Below are 19,521 nucleotides of genomic sequence, written 5' to 3'. Positions count from 1 at the left end.
GAAAGTCTCCATGCCCCTTCAGACCCAGACCCCACCCTTCATCCAGCTCCACCACGAGGACCGCGCAGCGATGCGTGCCGAGCTCGTGGCCGGCCTGCTGGAGACGCCAGCGAACATTGCGCCGAAGTTCCTGTACGACGCGCTGGGCTCGCGCCTGTTCGATGCCATCACCGAGCTGCCCGAGTACTACCCCACGCGCACCGAAGCGGCGATCTTTCAGCAGCACGGCGCCGACATGGCGCGCGTGGTGCCCGGTGGCTCGATCCTGCTCGACCTGGGCGCCGGCAGCTGCGCCAAGGCCGCGCGCTTGTTTCCGGTGCTGCGTCCGGCTGCCTATGTGGCCATCGACATTTCGGTGGACTACCTGCGCGACACCTTGCAGCAACTGCAGAAGCAACATCCAGCGCTGGCCATGCTCGGCCTGGGCATGGATTTCTCAAGCCGCTTCGCGCTCGGCGCCGACGTGGCCGACTGGCTGGCCGACGGGCCTGCGGCGCAGGCGCCTCGCGTGGTGTTCTACCCGGGCTCGAGCATCGGCAATTTCAACCCGAAAGAGGCGCTCGCCTTGCTCAAGCAGGCGCATGCGGTGTGCCGCTCGGGTGGCCAAGGCGGGGGCCTGCTGATCGGCGTGGACCGCGTCAAACCCCAGGCTGTGCTGGAGCCCGCTTACGACGACGCGCTGGGTGTCACCGCTGCTTTCAACCGCAACCTCCTGCTCAACGTGAACCGCGTGCTCGGCGCCGATTTCGCGCCGACCGCCTGGCGACACGTGGGCTTGTTCAACGCCAGGCTTTCGCGCATTGAAATGCACCTGGAAGCCACTGCGCAGCAGACTGTGCGCTGGCCCGACGGGGAGCGGATGTTTGCGCAGGGTGAGCGTCTGCACACCGAGAGTTCGTACAAGTGGCAGCCCGAGGCCTTCGAGGCTTTGTTGCAGGACGCCGGCTTCGGTCGGGCGCGCCATTGGAGCGACGCCCAAGGCTGGTTCAGCGTGTTCTGGGCGCCGGCCTGAACAGGCCTAGCCTTTGAGCACCGTGTCGATCAGCCGGAGCATGACTTCGGCGGTGTAGGGCTTGGGCAGGAAGTGGTCGAGGCCCAAACCGGATGCCCGGGCGACCTTGCCGTTCTGGGAGATGCCGCTGGCGCCGATGAGCTTGACCAAGGGGTTGATCTGCCGCAGCGCCTGGATGGTCGCCGGGCCGTCCATCACGGGCATCATCATGTCGGTCAGCACCAGGTCGATGCCCTGGATGTCCTGCGCATACAGGGCCACCGCCTCCGCGCCGTTGGATGCCACGATCACCCGGTAGCCATAGGCCTCCAGGGTCTGGCGCGTGACCTGCCGGATGGCGGCCTCGTCGTCCACCACCATGATCAGTTCGCCGTTGCCCCGTGGCACGGCGGGCTTCGCGTCACCGATCTGGGTGCTGGTGGCGTCTGGATTGGCGGGCAGGTAGATGCGAAAGCGCGTGCCTTTGTCCACCTCGCTGTACAGACGCACGAACCCCCCGTGACTCTTGACGATGGCCAGTGTGGTGGCCAGCCCCAGACCCGTGCCTTCGCCCACCGGCTTGGTGGTGAAGAACGGGTCGAAGACACGGTCCTGGATGTCCGGCGGGATGCCGGCGCCGTTGTCCTCGACCTCGATCTTCACGTAGGCGCCCACACGCGACTCGATGTTCATGGCGGCGTAGTGCGCATCCACCGTCATGTTCTCGGCCGAGATCGCGATGCGCCCACCGTTGGGCATCGAGTCGCGGGCATTGACGCACAGGTTCATCAGCACCTGCTGCAGTTGCGTCGGGTCGGCCTGCACCTGCCACAGGTCGGGCGCGACCGTGGAGACGATGGAGATGTTCTTGGAGATGGTCTCTCTCAGGATCTGGTCGAGGTCGCGCAGCACGTCGCGGATTCTCACCTCGTGCCGTTTGCCCTCGACGCCGCGGGCGAACGACAGCACCTGCCTGATCATGTCGGCGCCGCGTCGCGCACTCACCTCGATGGTCTTGAGCACCGCCTGGTCGTCCGGGTTGGGCAGGGAGTCCTTGAGCAGCTCGATCGACATCATGATCGGCGCCAGCACATTGTTCAGGTCGTGGGCAATGCCCCCGGCCAGCGTGCCGATGCTCTCCATGCGCTGCGCACGCAGGAACTGCTGCTCCAGCAGCTTCTGGTGCGTCACGTCGGTGTTGATGGCCAGGACGGAGCGGGGCTGGCCCGCTTCGTCCCTCACCAGGGTCCAGCGCGAGACCAGCAGCAGGTGTCTGCCGTCCTGGGTCTTGTGCTCGATCTCGCCCACCCATTCCCCTTCCTCCATCACCGTCTGTTGGCATCGGTCGTACACATTGGGGTTGTTGAACAGCAGTTCTCGCGCAGACCGGCGGCGGGCCTCCTCCGCCGTCCAGCCGTAGATGCGTTCGGCGCTGCGGTTCCAGAACGCCACGGTACCGTCCAGGTTGAGCACCCAGATGGCGTCCTGGGCCTTGTCGAGCAGCGCGGCCTGCTCCCGCAGGCGTTCCTCCACCTGCTTCATCGACGTGGTGTCCTGCAGCGCGCCGTGCACGCTGTTCACCCGCCCGCCCTCGGCCAGGGCGGGCTCCGCGGCCACGCGCACCCATTTCAGCTCGCCCGCGCAGGTGGTGATCTGAAACTCGCGATCAAAGCTCGTGCCGCGCGCAACGCATGCGTCCAGCGCTGCCTTGAACGACGCGCGCGACTCGGAGGAGAAGACGGACAGGAATTCGCCCAGGGTGGGTGGTGAGGCACGGGGCCAGTCCAGCATGAGGTAGATCTCGTCGGACCACTCCACGGCGTTGACCGATGGCACGGCCGTCCAGCCACCGATCTTGCCCACCCGGCCGCCGACCTTCAGCAAGTTGTCCTTCTGGCGCAGTGCCTCGGCGGCTCGCTTGCGTTCGGTGATGTTGCGTTCGATCGAAATCCAGTGCGTGTACCGGCCGGCGGCGTCGGCAATGGGAACGATGTCGAGCTCCAGCCAGATCTCCTCGCCGCTCTTCGTGTAATTGAGGATCTCCTCGCGCACCGGCTCCCAGCGCTTCAGGCTGGCGCGGATGCGGTCGAGCACGTCGCGCTGCGTGCGGGGGCCCTGCAGGATGCGCGGTGTCTTGCCGATGATCTCGTGCGGCCGGTAGCCGGTGTGTCGCTCGAAGGCCTGGTTGACATAGAGCACCCTGGGCCACAGTCCTCCCACGGCCTCTGCATCGGTGACCACGATGATGTCGTTCATGCGCTCCACGCAGGCCTGCAGCAAGCGCAGTTGTTCGTCGTCCCGGCGCTTTTGCGTGACGTCCTGAAAATACACCGCCACGCCGTCCTCGGTCGGGTGCGAGCGCAACTCGAACCACTTGCCCAGCGGTTCATAGAACCCGACTTCGGTGGCCACCTTTCCCGTTTCGACGGCGCGCTGGAAGCTCTTGTGGAAAAGGCTGTTCTCCATGCCCGGGAAGACGTCCCACAGCCGCTTGTGCAACAGGTCCTCGCGCCTTCTGTTCACCGTTCGCGTCATCTCTTCGTTGACGAAGGTGATGTGCCAGTCCCTGTCCAGTGTGAAGAAGGCGTCGGACATGTTCTGCAGCGTGGCGCTGAGCTTGGTTGCCAGCGCATGTCGCTCGAGTTCGTGGAGCCGCAAGCCCGTGATGTCCTGCAGCGCGCCCTGAAAGCCGATGATCTGGCCGCCGGTGTCCCGCATGGCCTCGCCGACGGCGCGCACCCAGATCCTGCGTTGGGTGGCCGTGGTCAGTTCGGCCTCGAAGTCGAACGGCGCGCCCTCGCTCAGGCAGCGCTCGACGGTGCGCGTGATCGCGTCGCGGTACTCGGGCAGGTAGTAGCCAATGCCTTCGTCCAGTGCTGGCTGGTAGCCAGCGGGTCTGTCGTGGATCTCGCAGATTTCGTCGGACCACACCAGCGTTTGTGACTCGACGGCGAACGTCCAGCCACCCAGGCGCGCGGCCCGCCCAGCCATCTTCAGCAGCAACTGGTTCCTGTGCAGTTGCTCTTCCGCGTTGCTGCTGAGCTGCGCTGTTTGCATGGATGCCATTTCGGACGCCAATGGCGGGAATGTCAAGGAGCAGACAAACCCTGTCCCTCGCCCGCCATGCGTGCGGCGCGCCCGCTGGCGCCGTGTCCTCTCAGGCGCCGGGGCGGTTCGTCAAGTTCCTCACTGTCGCGCGCCGAGGGGTCCGGCGCACAAGCGCCGCCACAGCTGGCCGAACCAGGCGTGGCCACTCACCAGCACCACCCCGGCCAGCACCAGCAGCGCGCCCGCGAGGAAGCCGGACTCGATGGGTTCGTTCAACAGCCAGGCCCCCAGCACCACGCCGAACAAGGGCGTGAGGAACGACAACACACCCAGCCGCGAGGCGAGGTAGTGGCGCATCAACCAGAACCAGACCAGGAAACTGACAAACGCCACCACCACCGACTGGAACGCCAGAGTGGCCCAGACCATGGGCGTGGGGTTGAAGGTGGTGTGCCCCATCAAGAAGGCCGCCGGCAGCAGCAGCGCGAAGGCGCCGAACAGTTGGTAGAGCAGGATCTGCGTGGCCGGCAGACCGCTCAGGCGCGTGGTGCGGATGACCACCGTGGTGGCGCCCCAGGCCACCCCACCCAGCAGACCCAGCAGGTCGCCCCAGAGCATGCGCGACCAGTCCTGGTGGCCCTGTGTGTCGCGCAGCAGGAAGGCAATGGCAATGCCCGCAAAGGCCATCAGGATGCCCAGCCATTGCGCTGGCGCCAGCCGTTCGGAGGGCAGCTTCCACTGCAGACCCAGGGCCGCGAAGATCGGCGCGGTGTAGAGAAACACCACCATGTGGGCGGCCGAGGTGTGGCCCAGCCCTTCGCCCACCAGCAGGAATTCCAGGCCGAACAAGGCACCGGCCACCGCGCCGGGTTTCCAGGCGCCACCGGCCAGCAGCGAGCCTTCGCCCTGGCGCCACATCAGCAGACCCACCAGGGCCGCCGCGATGCCCGAACGCACCGCGATCTGCAGGATGGGCGAGAAGTCATGTGCGGTTGCCTTCAGCGCGATCTGCTGCAGGCTCCAGGTGAGGCAGAGCACGACCATGAGGCCGATGGCTCGGGCGTCGAGGGCTTGTCGGGTGTCCACATCTGCAATCGCGGGTTGATCGGAGGGTGATTGTCCGTTTGACTGCTGCGCGGCAGATAACGAAAATCAGACAAACCATCCCCCCGGACCGTCAAAATGCCCCGCGCCCGAATCCCCGCCAAACATTTGCAGACCGCACCATTCACCGACGCACTGCCCGGAGAAATCGTCTTCCGCGCGGCGCAGATGCCCGCCGACGCGGCGTACCCGCACCACCGCCACCACTGGGGTGAGTTCGTCTACGCCTTCAGCGGCGTGATGGAGGTGCAGCTCGCCACCGAGCACTACCTGATTCCGCCGCCATACGGCCTGTGGTTGCCGCCGGACGTGGACCACACCGGCATGAACCGCCAGGAGGCTTCCTTCTGTTCGGTCTACGTGGTGCCCGAGCGGGCGGACCGCATGCCGGCCCAGGTGTGCGCACTCACCGTCAGCCCCTTGCTGCACGGCTTGCTGGAGCACCTGCGGCAGACACCGCCTGTGCTGGCGCACGGCGCCCCGCACGATCGGCTGCTGCAGGTGGTGCTGGACCAGCTGGAGGCGGCCCCGGTCACCGGCAGCTACCTGCCCGCCTCGGATGACCCGCTGCTGGCGCCCGTGCTGCGGGCGCTGGAAGCGGCGCCCGGTGATTCGCGGTCGGTGGCCGAGTGGGCGGCCTTCGTGCACACCACCGAACGCACGCTCATGCGGCGCTGCCAGAGTCAGCTGGGCATGACGCTGGCCGAATGGCGGCAGCGGCTGCGCACGGTGAAGGCCATGGCCCGGCTGAAAGCCGGGGAGAAGGTGGAGCACATCGCCCAGGACCTGGGCTACGCATCCACCTCGGCCTTCATCGCGATGTTCCGCCGACTGACCGGCGAAACACCCGATGGGTACCGCAAGGGTCGATGAGGCTCAGGCGCGCACGCTGCGAAAGCCTGCAAAGATGTCGGTGCGCTCAGCAGGGAAGTAGTTGCGGTACCTGGGGTGGCGCAGGCGGGGGTGGGTGGCGGTGCTGGCGCCCTTGAGCACCGGGCGGCCATCGAACCAGGGCTGCGAGTAATCCAGGTAGGGGTGGGGCGTGAAACCGGGGAAGGGGGCGAAGGCGCTGGCGGTCCATTCCCACACCTCGCCCCAGGCGAAGCCGGGCACCGTGTGCGCCGCCGCTTCCCACTCGGCTTCGGTCGGCAGGCGCCGCCCGGCCCAGCGGCACCAGGCCTGTGCTTCCAGCGCGCTGAGGTGGCAGGCCGGGGCCTGCAGGTCCAGCGCTTGCCAGGTGCCGAAGCGCTGCACCTGCCACCCGCCGGCGGTGCGCCGCAGGTAACGCGGCACGGCGGCCAGGCCGGCGTCCACCATCGGCAGGTAGCGCGCCCAGCTCACTGCGCAGGTGTCGATCTCGAAGGTGGCCACATCCACGGTGTGGGCGCCGAGTTCGTTGTCGAACGCGAAGCCCGGACCCGCCCATCCCAGGGTCCAGGGGGTGGCCGGCACGTGGGCCTCGGCGGGTTGGGTGTGCACCACCGAAGGCGAATGACCCAGGTCGATGCCCAGCGTCTGCGCCATGTACACGCCCGCCTCGGCGTGCATGTCTTCGTGGAACAAGGCGAGGCGGAAGAAGTAGAGGCCGGTGTCGTCATCGGGTGCGTCGCGCAGCAGCGCCAGTGTCTGGTCCAGGCTGGCCGAGAGGTCGGCTCGTGTGGCGTGGGCGCCCGGCAGGTCCAGCTGCCAGCGCCGGTCGTGTGGCACGGCGCTGGAGTCGTACAGCGCATCGGCGTCGATGCCGCGCAGGCCCTGGCGCGCAGCGCTGCGGGCCACGAGCGGGTCCGCCTGCGCGCCGCTTCCGACCTGCGGGTTGCGAGCGATCCACCAGTCGGCAAACCAGCCGATGTGACCGAGCTCCCACCGCGGCGGGTTGAGCTCGGGCGTGCAGGGCACGCCCAGGTCGGGGCCGAGCGCCGCCTGCAGCGCCGCGAACTGTCGCAGCGTGCGCTCGCGCGCGTCCTCCAGCGCGCGGGCCAGCGTTGCCCGGCCGGCGTGGCGGGCCATGTCCGCGGGGGACAGCTCGCCCGCAGGTGCATCGCACACAATCAACGATCCGTTCACATCCATGAAAAAACCTTCTCTCTGCATCGTCACGCCGGCCGTGGCCGAAGCCAACAACGGCAACTGGCAGACCGCACGCCGCTGGGCGCGCATGCTCTCGGACGATTATCGGGTGAGGGTGGCGCAGGCGTGGTCCGAGGGCGATGAGGGAGATGTATTGCTGGCCCTGCACGCGCGACGCTCGGCCGCGTCGGTGGCCGCCTGGGCCCAGGCGCATCCCCATGGCCCGCTGGTGCTGGCGCTGACCGGCACCGACCTCTACCGCGACATCGCGACGGACGCGAGTGCCCAGCGCTCGCTGGCCCTGGCGCACCGGCTCATCGTGCTGCAGGAGCGAGGGCCGCTGGCGCTGCCCGAGGCGCTGCGGGGCAAGTGCCGGGTGGTGTTCCAGTCGGGCACGCGCCGCCAGACGCTGGCCAAGACCACGGCGCACCTGCGGGCGGTGATGGTGGGCCATCTGCGCGACGAAAAATGGCCGCAGACCCTGTTTGAAGCGGCGCGCCTGCTGCGCGCCGACGAGGGCATTCGCATCGACCACATCGGTGCCGCGATCGACCCCGCGCTGGGCGAGGCCGCCCGAGCGACCGCGCAGGCCTGCCCGCACTACCGCTGGCTCGGCGGCCTGTCGCATGGCGCCACCCGCTCGCGCATGCAGCGCGCCCACCTGCTGGTGCACACCAGCCGCATGGAGGGCGGGGCCCATGTGCTGATGGAGGCCGTGCTCGGTGGCACGCCCGTGCTGGCCTCGCGCATCGACGGCAACGTGGGCATGCTGGGCGCCGACTACGGCGGCTACTTCCCCCCGGGCGATGTGCCCGCGCTGGTGCAGGCCTTGCGCGCCTGCCGTGCGGGCATGGGCGAGCCGGCTGGCAAGCTGGCCGCCCTGCACGCACAATGTGAGGCCCGGGCGCCGCTGTTCGATCCGCGCATCGAGCAGGCCGCCCTGCTGACCCTGTTGCACGAATTGCGCTGAGCCCTGCGCACCGCATCAGCACCGATTTCCCTTCTCTCTGGAGACACCCATGAACGCACCCACCCCCACCGCCGCCACCCAGCCCCGCCTCACCAGCCTCTCGCACGGGGGCGGTTGCGGCTGCAAGATCGCGCCCGGCGTGCTCAGCGAAATTCTCAAAGGCACGGCCGCCATGCCGATGCCCAAGGAGTTGCTGGTCGGCATCGAGACGGCCGACGACGCGGCTGTGTACCAGCTCAACGACGAGCAGGCGTTGATTGCCACCACCGATTTTTTCATGCCCATCGTCGACGACCCGTACGACTTCGGCCGCATCGCCGCGACCAACGCCATCAGCGATGTGTACGCCATGGGTGGCACGCCCATCATGGCCCTGGCACTGGTGGGCATGCCCATCAACGTGTTGTCCACCGAGACCATCGGCAAGATCCTGGAAGGCGGGCAGGACGTGTGCCGTGCCGCCGGAATCCCGATCGCGGGCGGTCACACCATCGACTCGGTCGAGCCCATCTACGGCTTGGTGGCCCTGGGCCTTGTGCATCCCAAACGCGTCAAGCGCAACGCCGACGCGAAGGTGGGGGACCGCCTGATCCTGGGCAAGCCGATCGGCGTGGGTGTGCTCTCGGCCGCCTTGAAGAAGGACGCGCTGAGCGCTGAGGGTTACGCGCAGATGATCGCCAACACCACCCAGCTCAACACCCCCGGCCCCGATCTGGCCGCGCTGGACGGCGTGCATGCGCTCACCGACATCACAGGTTTCGGCCTGGCCGGCCACGTGATGGAAATGGCGCGCGGCTCCAACACCACCGTGCGCATCGACATGGCCCGCGTGCCGCTGATCGTGGGCGTGCGCGAACTCGCCGCCGCCGGCATGGTCACCGGTGCCTCGGGTCGCAACTGGGCCGCCTACGGCCACGAGGTGCGGCTGGCGAGCAGCCTGCAGCCGGTGGACCAGGCCCTGTTGTCCGATCCGCAGACCAGCGGCGGCCTGCTGGTGGCCTGCGCACCCGAAGCGGTGGACGCGGTGCTGGCGATCTTCGAGAAGCATGGTTTTGCCGGCGCGGCCGACATCGGAGAGATCGTGGCGCCCGCCGCCGAAGGCGTGCGCCTGGAAGTGCGCTGAGCCATGGAGCGACAACGCATCAGCTCCGGCTCGCCGTTTGAAGAGCAGATCGGCTATTCGCGCGCCGTGGTCGCCGGTGACTGGGTGTTCGTCTCCGGCACCACGGGTTTCGACTACACCACCATGACCATTTCAGATGATGTGGTGGAGCAGACCGAGCAGTGCATGCAGAACATCGCGGCCGCGCTCAAGCAGGCGGGCTCCAGCCTGGACGACGTGGTGCGCGTGAACTACGTGCTGCCCGTGGGTGCCGACTTCGAAGCCTGCTGGCCGGTGCTGCGCAAACACCTGGGCGCGGCACGCCCGGCGGCCATGATGATCACCGCCGGCCTGCTCGATCCGCGCATGAAGATCGAGATCGAGGTCACGGCCATGAGGCACCCATGACCCCCGCCCCCATCCTCGCCTTCGACATCTTCGGTACGGTGGTCGACTGGCACGGCAGCATCGTGCGCGAGGTGGCGGCGCTGTATCCGCAGGTGGATGCCGATGCCTTTGCGCTCGCCTGGCGCGCGGGCTACCAGCCGGCCATGCAACGGGTGCGCTCGGGCGAACTGGGCTGGACGCTGATCGACGATCTGCACCGCCTGATCCTCGACGACCTGTTGCCCACGTTCGGTCTGACGTCGCTCACCGAAGCGCAGAAGCAGCACCTCAACAAGGTCTGGCACCGGCTGGACCCATGGCCCGATACGGTGGCCGGGCTCACGCGCCTGAAGGCCCGACACACCATCTGCAGCCTGTCCAACGGCAACATCGGCCTGCTCACGAACATGGCCAAGCGCGGGGGCCTGCCGTGGGATTGCGTGCTCTCGGCCGAGGTGTTTCGGGCCTACAAACCCGACCCGGCCACCTACCTCGGCGTGGCTCGGGTGTTTGACGTGGAGCCGCACGATGTGATGCTGGTGGCCGCCCATCAGGAAGACCTCGCGGCGGCCAGGAACTGCGGCCTGCGCACGGCCTACATCGAGCGGGCGCTGGAATTCGGGCCGAAGAACCCCAAGGACGTGTCGCCCGATGCGGCCAACACCTTCCACGCCCGCAGCCTGGTGCACCTGGCCGAACAATTGGGCTGCTGAAGGCGCGCTCGGCGCCGTTGGATCACTCGACGCGCGCCGTCGCGTGCGCCGGCTCGATCAGCGTCTTGCCGGGGTTCAGGTTGTCCATCAGATCCAGCTGAAGCGAGTAGTTGCCGGCGGGGGGTGCCAGCCAGACCTCGGTCTGGCCTTCTGGAAACTCGAGCACGGCGGGCGTGCCCCGGTTGCCTTCGGGCGTCACGGTCAGGCGGAAATGCCCGGTGCCTGCGATGCCTTGCGAGCGGTGTGCCACTTCGAGCGCCGACGCATGGAACTGCACGCGCATCGGGTTTCTGAGCGTGGAGCGGTCCAGCCCGATGGACAGGCCCTTGACCGACAGGGTCTTGGGGTCAACGCCGGTCTTGCGCGTCACCGTGATGCGCGTCGGCTTGCTGAAGACGAAGTGAGGCAGGTGTTTCTGGTCGGCCAGCAGCATGCGCAGCGTGTAGGTGCCCGGCTCCAGCGTGAGCACGGTTTCCATCTGGCCCTTGCCGAAGTGGATGTACTGGTCGTTGAACGGGAGGGCTTCCTTGAAATTCAAGGGCAGGTCGCGGTTGACCAGCAGGTGGTGGTGGCCGCTGCGGGCGCGGCCCGGCTGCGCGATGGGCGCCAGCCCCCAGCCGCCCGTGAGGCCGAACTTCGCCACGAACGGCGTCTCGATCTGGTCCCCGTCCTTGAGGTTGGTGAAGTAGGCCTCGGCCGTCAACCTGGGAGGAGCCGCCTGCCACGGATGTACCTTCGGCGTGCCCGCTGCGATGGCGGGCCGTGCAGCGGCGGGCTGCGCATGGGCAGAGAGGGAGATCAGGAAGGTCGTGCTCGACAGAAGTGAGATCGCGAGTCGGTGCAGGGAAGTGGACATGGCGTTGTATGGTCGGGTGACAAAGCGGTGAAGAATGCTGCGGGTGGCGGCGGGGCCGCCCACACGTTACAGGAGAAATTTCAACATGAACAATCGGGCCTGGTATTCAAACTTTGCGAAGAGCATCGCCCGAATGAGCGGACGACCCAAGACGTTTGCGCTCGCCGCCGCGGTGATCGTGGTCTGGTTGGTCACCGGGCCCTTGTTCGGCTTCAGCGACACCTGGCAGCTGGTGATCAACACCGGCACCACCATCGTCACCTTTCTCATGGTGTTCCTGATCCAGAACACGCAGAACCGCGATTCCGAAGCCTTGCAGATCAAGATCGATGAGTTGATCCGCGCCACCCGGGGCGCGCACAACGCGCTGCTGGACCTCGAAGAGCTGGAGCAGGACAACCTGGACGAATTCCGACGGCGCTACCAGTTGCTGGCCAGCGAGGCCCGAAAAGATCTGGAGCGCGGCGATCAGGACACCGGTTCGCCCGAGGCCTGAGCGCCGGGGCCAGCGCCCGGCTTTCGGGGGGTGGGGTTCAATCGGTAGCGTTCGATGAAGCCCCGGTCGATGCGGTCCTTCCAGCGCCAGGCCCAGGCGCCCTCCAGGCTCAGCGGACCGTAGCTCGCGATGGCGTGGCCGGTGCCGCACGACAGCAGGTTGAGCGTGTTCGTGGGCGGCTGGTGCGGCTTCAAGGGCTTGCGCTGGTGAAACGCCAGCAGGTTGTGCGCCAGCGGCGGGCCGGCGCGCACCGCGTAGACGCCGCTTCTGGCGTGTGGCCCATCGGCCCGGCTGGCCACATCGCCCGCGGCGAACACATGGGGGTGGCTGGTACTTTGCTGGAATGCATTGACCAGCACCTGCCCGGATGCCGACAAGGCCAGACCGCCGCCCTGCAGCCAGGGCGGTGCGTGGGTGCCGATGGCCAGCAGCGGCACGTCGCAGGCCAGCCGCGCGCCGTTGCCCAGCATCACCTCGCCGGCGCCAATGCCCACGCACGTTTCGCGCAACACCGTGATGCCGCGCTGCTTCAACTGACGCAGCACCTTGCGTTGCACCGAGGGACGGTAGTTGTCGGCGACTTCCGGGCCACCGGTGATGAGCGTGAAGCGCGCGCCCGGCATGCCCTGCTGGCGAATGCCCTGCTCGGCGGCGAAGATGAGTTCGATGCCCGCCGCGCCCGCGCCCACCACCGCGAGCGACACCGGCTTTTGCTGCGCGAGTGCCAGCACCTGAGGCCAGAGCTGGGCGAAGGCTTCGATGGGGCGCACGGCGAGTGCGTGGGTGGCCGCGCCCGGCATGTCGGCTTCCAGGCGCGCGCGGTCGATCACCGCGCCGGTGTCGATGGACAGCGCATCAAAGCCCAGCGTGGCGGGCACGCCTTGCGCGCCGCCGGCCGCCGCCACGCTCACCGTGTTGCCCACCGGATCGATCCCGGTGCAGCGCCCCTGCACCCAGCGCGCTGCGGCCGCGCGCACCAGCGGCTCCAGTTCGATGCGGCAGTCGGCCTCGGTGTAGTGGCCCGCCACGTAGCCGGGCGTCATGCCGCTGTAGGTCTGGTAGGCGTAGGGCGTGAGCACCGTCACGTCCAGATCGGCAGGGCGGTGTTGCGCCAGGCTGGCGAGCACATGCACATGGGCATGGCCGGCGCCGAGCAGGAGGAGTTTCTTGATGCCGTGGTGCATGGGTTCCGATGGTACGTGGCGTGTCAAGGTGTGAGGTCTGTCCAGCGCAGATCGGCCACCCAGCCCCTGCTGGTGCTGGCGGTGTTGTCGCTGTCGGCGCCCAGCAGCACGCGTGTGATGCGCGGCGCTGCAGCGCCTGCGGGCAACTCGTCGGCGAACAGCGTGGCGAAGTCCTGCGCCACGTCACGCGACTCGGCCATCCAGCGCGCCAGCGGTGCGCCTGTGCCTTGCAGGCTGATGAAACGCACGCGTTTGGTGTAGGGGTTGGCGCCCTGCGTGAGGGCCGGGTGGGTGCTGTCCCACGCGTAGCAGACGGTGGCGGCCGGCAAGGCCTCGCCGCTCACGCTGCGGGCAATGCGCAGCACCGTGCGTTCCACAAAGGGCACGCGGTCCAGCGCGTGGTCGAACATCACGCAGACCTTGAGCGCCGCGTCGTCGCCGGCCTTGGTGAGGATGTCGGGCGCGCTCTGGCCACCCGAGAGCGGCTGGTCGAGGCGCCAACGCCACTGCAGCCGGGCCGGTGCGGCGCCGCTCCAGTCGTGCACCAGCGTGCCGTAGCTCGCTGCCGTGATCACCTGCACGGCGGCCACGCCGTCGGCGCGGCCGGCTTCAAAGCGGGTGGACGGGATGTCGGCCCGGGCCTTGGGGAACCCCACGAATCGCCAGACGGGGTTGAGCGCGCCATCGGCCTGCACCAGCGCAGGCAGGGGCGTCTGGGCCTGTGCGCTCAGGCAGGTGGCGAGCCATGCCGCCGCCAGAACGCGGGCCAGCGCCATCACCCCCGCCGCCAGTCGTGGAACCTGCCCACCCAGGCCAGCAGTTTGTGCGGCGCGTGCGCGCGTTTCCATTCTCCGGCGGCGTATTTGTTGGCTTCGGAAAGCGTGGGGTAGGTGTGGATGGTGCCCAGGATCTTGTTCAGGCCCAGGCCGTGTTTCATGGCCAGCACGTACTCGGCCAGCAGGTCGCCCGCGTGCGTGCCGACGATGGTCACGCCCAGGATGGTGTCTTTGCCCGGCGCGGTGAGCACCTTCACGAAACCGTGCGCCTCGCTGTCGGCGATGGCGCGGTCCAGGTCGTCGATGCCGTACTTCGTCACCTCCACCGCGATGCCTTGTTCTCTCGCCTCCTGCTCATTCAGGCCCACGCGCGCCACCTCGGGATCGATGAAGGTGGCCCAGGGGATCACGCGGTAGTCGGCCTTGAACTTCTTGAAATCGCCGAACAGCGCGTTGACCGCCGCGTACCAGGCCTGGTGCGCCGCCACGTGGGTGAACTGGTAAGGACCGGCCACGTCGCCAGCCGCGTAGATGTTGGGGTAGAGCGTCTGCATGTACTCGTTGGTCTCCACCGTCTTGTTTGTCGGAATGCCGAGCGCTTCGAGGCCGTAGCCGGTGAGGCGCGCGCTGCGGCCCACGGCGCACAGCAGCTCGTCGAATTCGATGCGTTGCTCGACGCCGGCGTGCTCCACCACGATGGCCTTCACACCATCCCTGCTGTCCACCCGCAGCGCCTTGTGACCGGTGCGCACATCCACACCGTCTTTCATGAGCGCTTGGCGCGCCAGCTCACTCACCTCTTCGTCTTCACGCGCCATCACGCGCGGCGCCATCTCCACCTGCGTCACCCGGGAACCCAGGCGCGCAAAACTTTGCGCGAGTTCGCAGCCGATGGGACCACCGCCCAACACCACCAGGCGTTTGGGCGCTTCGTCGAGCTGGCCGAACTTCTCCCACAGGGTGTCGCTGGTCACATAGCCGCTGTCGTCCAGACCGGGCAGAGATGGCACGAAGGGCCTGGCACCGGCGGCGATCACGATGCTGCGCGTGGTGAGCGTCTGCGTGCTGCCGTCGTTCAAGGCAATCTCCACCGTCCACGGGTTCACCAGTTTCGCGTAGCCCTGCAGCACCTCCACACCCAGACCCGTGTAGCGCTCCACGCTGTCGTGCGGCTCGATGGCGCGCACGATGGCCTGGATGCGCTGCATCACCGCCTTGAAGCTGAAGGTGGGTTGGGTGCTGTTGAGGCCGTAGGTCTGGCCATGGCGCATCTGGTGGGCCAGCTTGGCGCTCTTGATGAGCGCCTTGCTCGGCACGCAGCCGTAGTTCAGGCAATCGCCGCCCATCTTGTGGGACTCGACCAGCGTGACCTTGGCCTTGACCACCGCCGCGATGTAGGCCGACACCAGGCCGCCCGCACCGGCGCCGATCACGATCAGGTTGCGGTCGAATCGCGCGGGCTTCACGCTGGCCCAGCGCGCATACACCTTGCGCTTCTGCAGCAGGCCCACGATCCACTTCGCGATCAACGGAAACACGCCCAGCAGCACGAACGAACCCAGCAGCGCCGGGCTCAGGATGCCCTGGAGCGAATCGATCTGCGCCAGCTGCGTGCCCGCGTTCACATACACCAGCGTGCCGGCCAGCATGCCGATCTGGCTCACCGCGTAGAAGGTCAGCGCCTTCATCTTGGTGAGGCCCATCACCAGGTTGATCACGAAGAACGGCACCACCGGGATCAGCCGCAGCGTGAACAGGTAGAACGCGCCGTCCTTCTCGATGCCGCGGTTGATCTCGGCCAGGCGGTTGCCGAACTTCGCCTCGATGCTGTCGCGCAGCACGAAGCGCGAGACCAGAAACGCCAGCGTGGCGCCCAGGCTGGAGGCAAACGACACCAGCAGCGTGCCCCACCACAGCCCGAAGATGGCGCCGCCGGCCAGCGTGATGATGGTCGCGCCGGGGAACGAGAGCGCGCTGGCCACCACATAGAGGGTGAAGTACGCCAGCGAGATCTTCAGCGGCTCGGCGGCGTAGAGCGCCTCGAAGTTGGCCTGGCTTTGTTTGAGGTAGTTCAGGCTGAGGAAATGGCCCAGATCGAAAAAGAAAAAGACCGCAATGCCCAGCAGCACCGCCGCCAGCAGCAAGAGTTTTCGAAAGGTCACGACAATTCCAGTGTGGGTTTGCAACCTGTCGGTCGCCGAGGCCGTTGCATTCTTACATCAACCCCCGGCCACCGCAGCCGGGCTGGGGGACCATTGCTGACGGCTGTCACACGGTTGTGGCAGTCCTTCGACGGCCGCTTGCAAGGGGCTGTGCCTGCGTAAAGGTCCCTGTATTGCGCCGCCCGGATGCGTGCAAGAGCGTCAACCCGTGTCACATGGTTGTGACACGGAGGCGCTGGTCGCGGTGAGTGTTTTGGGGGTGGCACAGCCTGAGCGCCTCGGCAGCGTGCGCCGAGCGTGTCAACAGCGTGTGACAGTTGTTGCCAAAACCGGAGACCAAGGCTCAGCGCGCAGACCACGCGCTGGACCGCGAAAACGTTGTTTCCCCTCTGGTGGACAGCTTCGACCGCACCCACGCGACGTGTGGCACCGAAGTTGCAGAGAACCCTCTGATTTGCGCCTGCGCAACTCAACCCTGTTCTCGTTTCAATCAACTTTCGGAGGACCTATGAAGAAGACACTTCTGGCTTCGGCCATGGCAGTTGCGTTCGGTCTCAGCGGCCTGGCGCAGGCCAACACCACCAAGCAGATCACGGATGACGGCAGTACCGCCACCAACACCAACACCAGCACCTCTACCAGCACGAAGACACACACCAACGCCAACACCAGCACGAAGACACACACGCACACCAATGCGAACACGGACACCCGTACCGACAGCAGCACCAACAAGAAATCTGGCGATGCCAAAGCAGATGCCGCGCGCTCGGCTGCGCTGAACAACGGCTCGACCGGCACCTTCAGCAACGCGTTCAACGTGACGACCGTCACCGCCACCAGCAAACTGCACGGCACGGTGAGCGGCAACAGTGCCTACGGCATTGGCAACAACGCCTACAACACCGGCAGTGCCGACGGCGGCAAAGCCTATGGTGGCTACGGCGGCAAGGGCTATGGCGGCAGCGCCAGCGGCTCGGGCACCGGTGGCAACGGCGCAGGCGGTGTGGGCGCCGTTGGCGCGGCAGGCGGCGACGCCTCCAATGGCGACGCGAGCAATGGAAGCGCTCGCAACGGCAGCGCCAAGGCCGGTGACGGCGGCAAGGGCTACGGCGGCGGTGCCAACGGCGGCGACAGTGGCGGCGAGGCTTCTGCCAATGGCCATGGCCATGGCGATGGCGGCAACACGGGCTCGGCCAACGGCGGTCGCGAACGTGGCGCGGGCAATGCCGGTGACGGTGGAACTACCGGGACCGCAGGCGCATCCACACCCAGCGGCACGGGCGGCACGGCCAGCAGCGCTGGCGGTGGAAGCACCCGCAACGGGGGCGCAGGCACCGGTGGTGCGGGTGGCCCCGCCAACAATGGCAGCGCCACCAACGGCAGCGCCAGCAACGGCTCCAACGCCGCCGGCAACGGTGGCTCAGGTGGCAGTGGCACAGGCGGCACTGGCGGCGCCGGCAGTGGTGGCACCGTCACCGCCAACGGCGGCACCGGCGGCAACGGCGCGGGCGGCACGGGTGGCGCAGGCGGGACGAACAACGTCAACGCCGGCACCTTCAGCATGGCCAACACCATGACCAGCGTCGGGCAATCGGCCGCGGGCATCATGATCGCCAGCCAGAACAGCGGGATCTCCTCGCTGGTCCAGCAAAGCGTGAACGTGCAGGCCAACCTGGCCGTTGGCAACTGAGCGCTGACGGATCACACCGCGCGGCGCCTGGCGCGTCCCTGCATCGACGCCCGCGCGGTGCGTCCTGCCCACCCTTCCGACGACAGAGGGAGCACCATGACCCCGAACCGATTCCTTTGCGCAGCCGCGTGGCTGCTTGGCGCGGCGTCGCTCACCGGGCCTGCCCACGCACAGACGGCCAAGGTGTCCGCACCGTCCGGCTTTGTGGCCCAGGCGGTGGACGCCGCCACGCTTGCCGACCAGCGCGGCGGCAGCACCCGCGTGCGCAACGACATGACCTTGACAGGCACCACCGCCGACAACACGGCCCGTCATGTCAACACCGGCAACAACGCCATCAGCGCGGGCGCTTTCGCCAACATGAGCGGCATGCCCGTCGTGATCCAGAACTCGGGCGCGAACGTGCTGATCCAGAACGCCGTGATCCTCAACCTGCAGATGAACTGAACCGGGATCGCGCCATGTCACTGCATCCGCTGTTGTTCGTGCTGCTGTGCGCTGCCTCATCGGTGGGTGCGCAGACCGCGCACTTCCCCGCCACGGGGGCGGGCGACGTGACCATGCCCGTGACCAGCATCCGGCAGGCCCGCCTGGCCGGCACCCTGATGCAGCAATACGACTTCAGTTGCGGATCGGCGGCCATCGCCACGCTGCTGACCCACCACTACGGCACCGCGATCGACGAGCAGACCGTGTTTACCCGGATGTATGCGCAGGGTGACCAGCCCAAGATCCAGCGCGAAGGCTTCTCGCTGCTGGACATGAAGCGATTTCTGGCCAGCCTCGGCTTCGAGGCCGATGGCTTCGAGCAACCCTTGCGCAAGCTGCTGGAGGCGCGCATTCCCGCCATCGTGCTGATCAACCAGAACGGCTACCAGCATTTCGTCGTGATCAAGGGGCTGCAAGACGACCGCGTGCTCGTGGGTGATCCGTCTCAGGGCACGCGCGCCGTGCCGCTCGATGTTTTCGAGTCCCAGTGGCAGAGCAAACTGCTGTTCGTCATTCACAACCGCATGGAGCAGGCGCGCTTCAACCTCGCCGCCGACTGGCGCGTGGCGCCGCGCGCTCCCTTGGGCGGCCCCATGACCCGCGCCGGTCTCGGTGGCCTGGGTCTGCCCAAAAACGGACCGGGGGACTTCTGATGCGCACCTCAGCATCTCAACGCAGCGGCCGGGCGGCGGCGTGGGTCAGGGCCGCATGCCTGTGCCTGCTGGGAGTCTGGGCAGGTCTGGTGCAGGCCGCCCCACCCACCCAAGTATGGCAGGCCGTGAGCGATCGAACGCTGGACACGCAACGTGGCGGCTTCTTCTTTGGCAGTGGCCTGGAGGTGTCATTCGGCATCACGCGATCGGTGTTCATCAACGGCGAACTGATCACCGAGACCGTCCTCAACATCGCCCGCGTGGCCGACATCACCCCGGCCTGGGTGGCGCGCGTGCGCGAGGAGCTGCAGTCACTCACGCTGGTGCAGAACGGGCCGGGCAACACCTTTGTGGCGAGCACCGCTCCCACCACCAGCCCGCAGACCGTTGCCGCGGCCACCAACATCGCCATCACCACTTCGATCGCGGGCACAGCCACCGGCACGGTCATCCAGAACACGCTGAACAACCAGCACATCCTGCACCAGACCATCATCAACGCGAGCAGCAATGGGCTGGGCATGTTGAGGTTGTCGAGCTTGCACAGCACCCTGTCAGAGGCGATCCGGGAGAGCGTCGGACTGCGGTGATGCTCGACCACCGAGGTCGAAGCCCTCGCTGAGTCGCTGGCCACAGGCACCCTTTCGGGTCTGCTTTCAGGCCCTGATGCGTTCGTCTCTGAAAGTCAATCCCCAACACTTTTCTCCTACAAAAGTGGTTGCGTGTTCACGGCGCCAGCGTTACCCTACGCAGTAGTCGATGTAAACAATCGGCGTAGTTCTCCGGGGGCCGCGAAATGAAAAGCATCATTGCTCACCGAACGTGGGGGG

Annotated in this window: 18 protein-coding genes; 11 read left to right on the top strand and 7 right to left on the bottom strand. The window is 67.3% G+C overall.

The genetic code is table 11. The annotated features are described in order from the left end of the window. Window positions 1-10: 10 nt before the first annotated feature. Entirely contained in the window at window positions 11-1,012 is a 1,002-nt protein-coding gene (egtD, locus tag ASE11_RS09050; RefSeq protein WP_056269440.1) for an L-histidine N(alpha)-methyltransferase, read from the top strand. Between the two features lie 6 nt (window positions 1,013-1,018). Here the strand turns inward: egtD and ASE11_RS09045 are convergent, their stop codons facing one another. Together ASE11_RS09045 and ASE11_RS09040 are read right to left on the bottom strand one after the other, a co-directional pair. Then, window positions 1,019-4,048 (bottom strand): PAS domain-containing sensor histidine kinase, encoded by a 3,030-nt coding sequence (locus ASE11_RS09045; RefSeq protein ID WP_162258036.1) that lies wholly within the window; start codon window positions 4,046-4,048, stop codon window positions 1,019-1,021. Window positions 4,049-4,177: 129 nt separating this feature from the next. Continuing rightward, window positions 4,178-5,125 (bottom strand): DMT family transporter, encoded by a 948-nt coding sequence (locus ASE11_RS09040; RefSeq protein WP_056269435.1) that lies wholly within the window; start codon window positions 5,123-5,125, stop codon window positions 4,178-4,180. Window positions 5,126-5,221: 96 nt separating this feature from the next. On the opposite strand from ASE11_RS09040, the gene ASE11_RS09035 reads away from it, so the two are divergent. Beyond that, window positions 5,222-6,016, top strand: coding sequence for an AraC family transcriptional regulator (locus tag ASE11_RS09035; RefSeq protein WP_056269432.1), 795 nt, complete (start codon window positions 5,222-5,224; stop codon window positions 6,014-6,016). Window positions 6,017-6,019: 3 nt separating this feature from the next. Here the strand turns inward: ASE11_RS09035 and senA are convergent, their stop codons facing one another. Further along, complete coding sequence (gene senA, locus ASE11_RS09030; RefSeq protein ID WP_056269430.1) at window positions 6,020-7,213, bottom strand: selenoneine synthase SenA; 1,194 nt, start codon at window positions 7,211-7,213, stop codon at window positions 6,020-6,022. Between senA and senB the strand changes: the two genes are divergently transcribed. From senB to ASE11_RS09010, 4 genes are read left to right on the top strand one after another with little or no spacing between them, the layout of a single operon-like run. After that, window positions 7,212-8,180 (top strand): selenoneine biosynthesis selenosugar synthase SenB, encoded by a 969-nt coding sequence (gene senB, locus ASE11_RS09025; RefSeq protein ID WP_056269428.1) that lies wholly within the window; start codon window positions 7,212-7,214, stop codon window positions 8,178-8,180. The two genes, senA and senB, sit on opposite strands and share 2 nt — an antisense overlap. A gap of 49 nt (window positions 8,181-8,229) precedes the next feature. Then, a complete protein-coding gene (selD, locus tag ASE11_RS09020; protein WP_056269426.1) occupies window positions 8,230-9,303 on the top strand; it encodes a selenide, water dikinase SelD in 1,074 nt (357 codons plus the stop codon). Between the two features lie 3 nt (window positions 9,304-9,306). Continuing rightward, entirely contained in the window at window positions 9,307-9,690 is a 384-nt protein-coding gene (locus ASE11_RS09015; protein ID WP_056269424.1) for a RidA family protein, read from the top strand. Continuing rightward, the gene (locus tag ASE11_RS09010) at window positions 9,687-10,382 is read left to right on the top strand and encodes a haloacid dehalogenase type II (protein ID WP_056269421.1); all 696 of its coding nucleotides are present in this window, start codon (window positions 9,687-9,689) and stop codon (window positions 10,380-10,382) included. The genes ASE11_RS09015 and ASE11_RS09010 overlap by 4 nt, the downstream gene beginning before the upstream one ends. 22 nt (window positions 10,383-10,404) lie before the next feature. Here ASE11_RS09010 and ASE11_RS09005 read toward each other — a convergent pair whose 3' ends face one another. Continuing rightward, entirely contained in the window at window positions 10,405-11,238 is an 834-nt protein-coding gene (locus ASE11_RS09005) for a DUF4399 domain-containing protein (RefSeq protein ID WP_056270604.1), read from the bottom strand. Window positions 11,239-11,323: 85 nt separating this feature from the next. On the opposite strand from ASE11_RS09005, the gene ASE11_RS09000 reads away from it, so the two are divergent. Beyond that, window positions 11,324-11,734, top strand: a complete 411-nt coding sequence (locus ASE11_RS09000; RefSeq protein ID WP_056269418.1) for a low affinity iron permease family protein — start codon at window positions 11,324-11,326, stop codon at window positions 11,732-11,734. On the opposite strand, the gene ASE11_RS08995 is transcribed toward ASE11_RS09000, so the two are convergent. From ASE11_RS08995 to ASE11_RS08985, 3 genes are read right to left on the bottom strand one after another with little or no spacing between them, the layout of a single operon-like run. Then, window positions 11,707-12,918: an FAD-dependent oxidoreductase gene (locus ASE11_RS08995; RefSeq protein ID WP_056269415.1), complete on the bottom strand. Its 1,212-nt coding sequence runs from the start codon at window positions 12,916-12,918 to the stop codon at window positions 11,707-11,709. The two genes, ASE11_RS09000 and ASE11_RS08995, sit on opposite strands and share 28 nt — an antisense overlap. A 23-nt stretch (window positions 12,919-12,941) precedes the next feature. Beyond that, window positions 12,942-13,766 (bottom strand): DUF3047 domain-containing protein, encoded by an 825-nt coding sequence (locus ASE11_RS08990; protein ID WP_235501239.1) that lies wholly within the window; start codon window positions 13,764-13,766, stop codon window positions 12,942-12,944. Next, on the bottom strand, window positions 13,694-15,856 hold the full coding sequence (locus ASE11_RS08985; protein ID WP_056269410.1) for an FAD-dependent oxidoreductase: 2,163 nt from the start codon (window positions 15,854-15,856) through the stop codon (window positions 13,694-13,696). Before ASE11_RS08985 ends, ASE11_RS08990 begins: the two co-directional genes overlap by 73 nt. 508 nt (window positions 15,857-16,364) lie before the next feature. On the opposite strand from ASE11_RS08985, the gene ASE11_RS08980 reads away from it, so the two are divergent. From ASE11_RS08980 to ASE11_RS08965, 4 genes are all read left to right on the top strand, one after another. Next, window positions 16,365-17,549, top strand: coding sequence for a hypothetical protein (locus ASE11_RS08980; RefSeq protein WP_056269408.1), 1,185 nt, complete (start codon window positions 16,365-16,367; stop codon window positions 17,547-17,549). A 96-nt stretch (window positions 17,550-17,645) separates the two neighbouring features. After that, a complete protein-coding gene (locus ASE11_RS08975) occupies window positions 17,646-17,996 on the top strand; it encodes a hypothetical protein (protein WP_082585638.1) in 351 nt (116 codons plus the stop codon). A 14-nt stretch (window positions 17,997-18,010) separates the two neighbouring features. Further along, window positions 18,011-18,691, top strand: a complete 681-nt coding sequence (locus tag ASE11_RS08970; protein ID WP_056269405.1) for a C39 family peptidase — start codon at window positions 18,011-18,013, stop codon at window positions 18,689-18,691. Further along, a complete protein-coding gene (locus ASE11_RS08965) occupies window positions 18,691-19,281 on the top strand; it encodes a hypothetical protein (RefSeq protein WP_156406284.1) in 591 nt (196 codons plus the stop codon). The genes ASE11_RS08970 and ASE11_RS08965 overlap by 1 nt, the downstream gene beginning before the upstream one ends. Window positions 19,282-19,521 lie beyond the last annotated feature (240 nt).

It is taken from the genome of Hydrogenophaga sp. Root209 (genome assembly GCF_001428625.1).
Classification (GTDB): Bacteria; Pseudomonadota; Gammaproteobacteria; order Burkholderiales; family Burkholderiaceae_C; genus Hydrogenophaga.
This window is presented reverse-complemented; position numbering and strand designations above follow the sequence as displayed.

Coding starts and splice junctions, on each gene's coding strand:
- ASE11_RS09035 (WP_056269432.1), top strand. CDS start 5,222: ATGCCCCGCGCCCGAATCCCCGCCAAACATTTGCAGACCGCACCATTC.
- ASE11_RS08995 (WP_056269415.1), bottom strand. CDS start 12,918: ATGCACCACGGCATCAAGAAACTCCTCCTGCTCGGCGCCGGCCATGCC.
- ASE11_RS09015 (WP_056269424.1), top strand. CDS start 9,307: ATGGAGCGACAACGCATCAGCTCCGGCTCGCCGTTTGAAGAGCAGATC.
- ASE11_RS08990 (WP_235501239.1), bottom strand. CDS start 13,766: ATGGAAACGCGCGCACGCGCCGCACAAACTGCTGGCCTGGGTGGGCAG.
- ASE11_RS08980 (WP_056269408.1), top strand. CDS start 16,365: ATGAAGAAGACACTTCTGGCTTCGGCCATGGCAGTTGCGTTCGGTCTC.
- ASE11_RS08970 (WP_056269405.1), top strand. CDS start 18,011: ATGTCACTGCATCCGCTGTTGTTCGTGCTGCTGTGCGCTGCCTCATCG.
- ASE11_RS09005 (WP_056270604.1), bottom strand. CDS start 11,238: ATGTCCACTTCCCTGCACCGACTCGCGATCTCACTTCTGTCGAGCACG.
- selD (WP_056269426.1), top strand. CDS start 8,230: ATGAACGCACCCACCCCCACCGCCGCCACCCAGCCCCGCCTCACCAGC.
- senA (WP_056269430.1), bottom strand. CDS start 7,213: ATGGATGTGAACGGATCGTTGATTGTGTGCGATGCACCTGCGGGCGAG.
- ASE11_RS09010 (WP_056269421.1), top strand. CDS start 9,687: ATGACCCCCGCCCCCATCCTCGCCTTCGACATCTTCGGTACGGTGGTC.
- ASE11_RS09045 (WP_162258036.1), bottom strand. CDS start 4,048: ATGCAAACAGCGCAGCTCAGCAGCAACGCGGAAGAGCAACTGCACAGG.
- ASE11_RS08975 (WP_082585638.1), top strand. CDS start 17,646: ATGACCCCGAACCGATTCCTTTGCGCAGCCGCGTGGCTGCTTGGCGCG.
- egtD (WP_056269440.1), top strand. CDS start 11: ATGCCCCTTCAGACCCAGACCCCACCCTTCATCCAGCTCCACCACGAG.
- ASE11_RS09000 (WP_056269418.1), top strand. CDS start 11,324: ATGAACAATCGGGCCTGGTATTCAAACTTTGCGAAGAGCATCGCCCGA.
- senB (WP_056269428.1), top strand. CDS start 7,212: ATGAAAAAACCTTCTCTCTGCATCGTCACGCCGGCCGTGGCCGAAGCC.
- ASE11_RS08965 (WP_156406284.1), top strand. CDS start 18,691: ATGCGCACCTCAGCATCTCAACGCAGCGGCCGGGCGGCGGCGTGGGTC.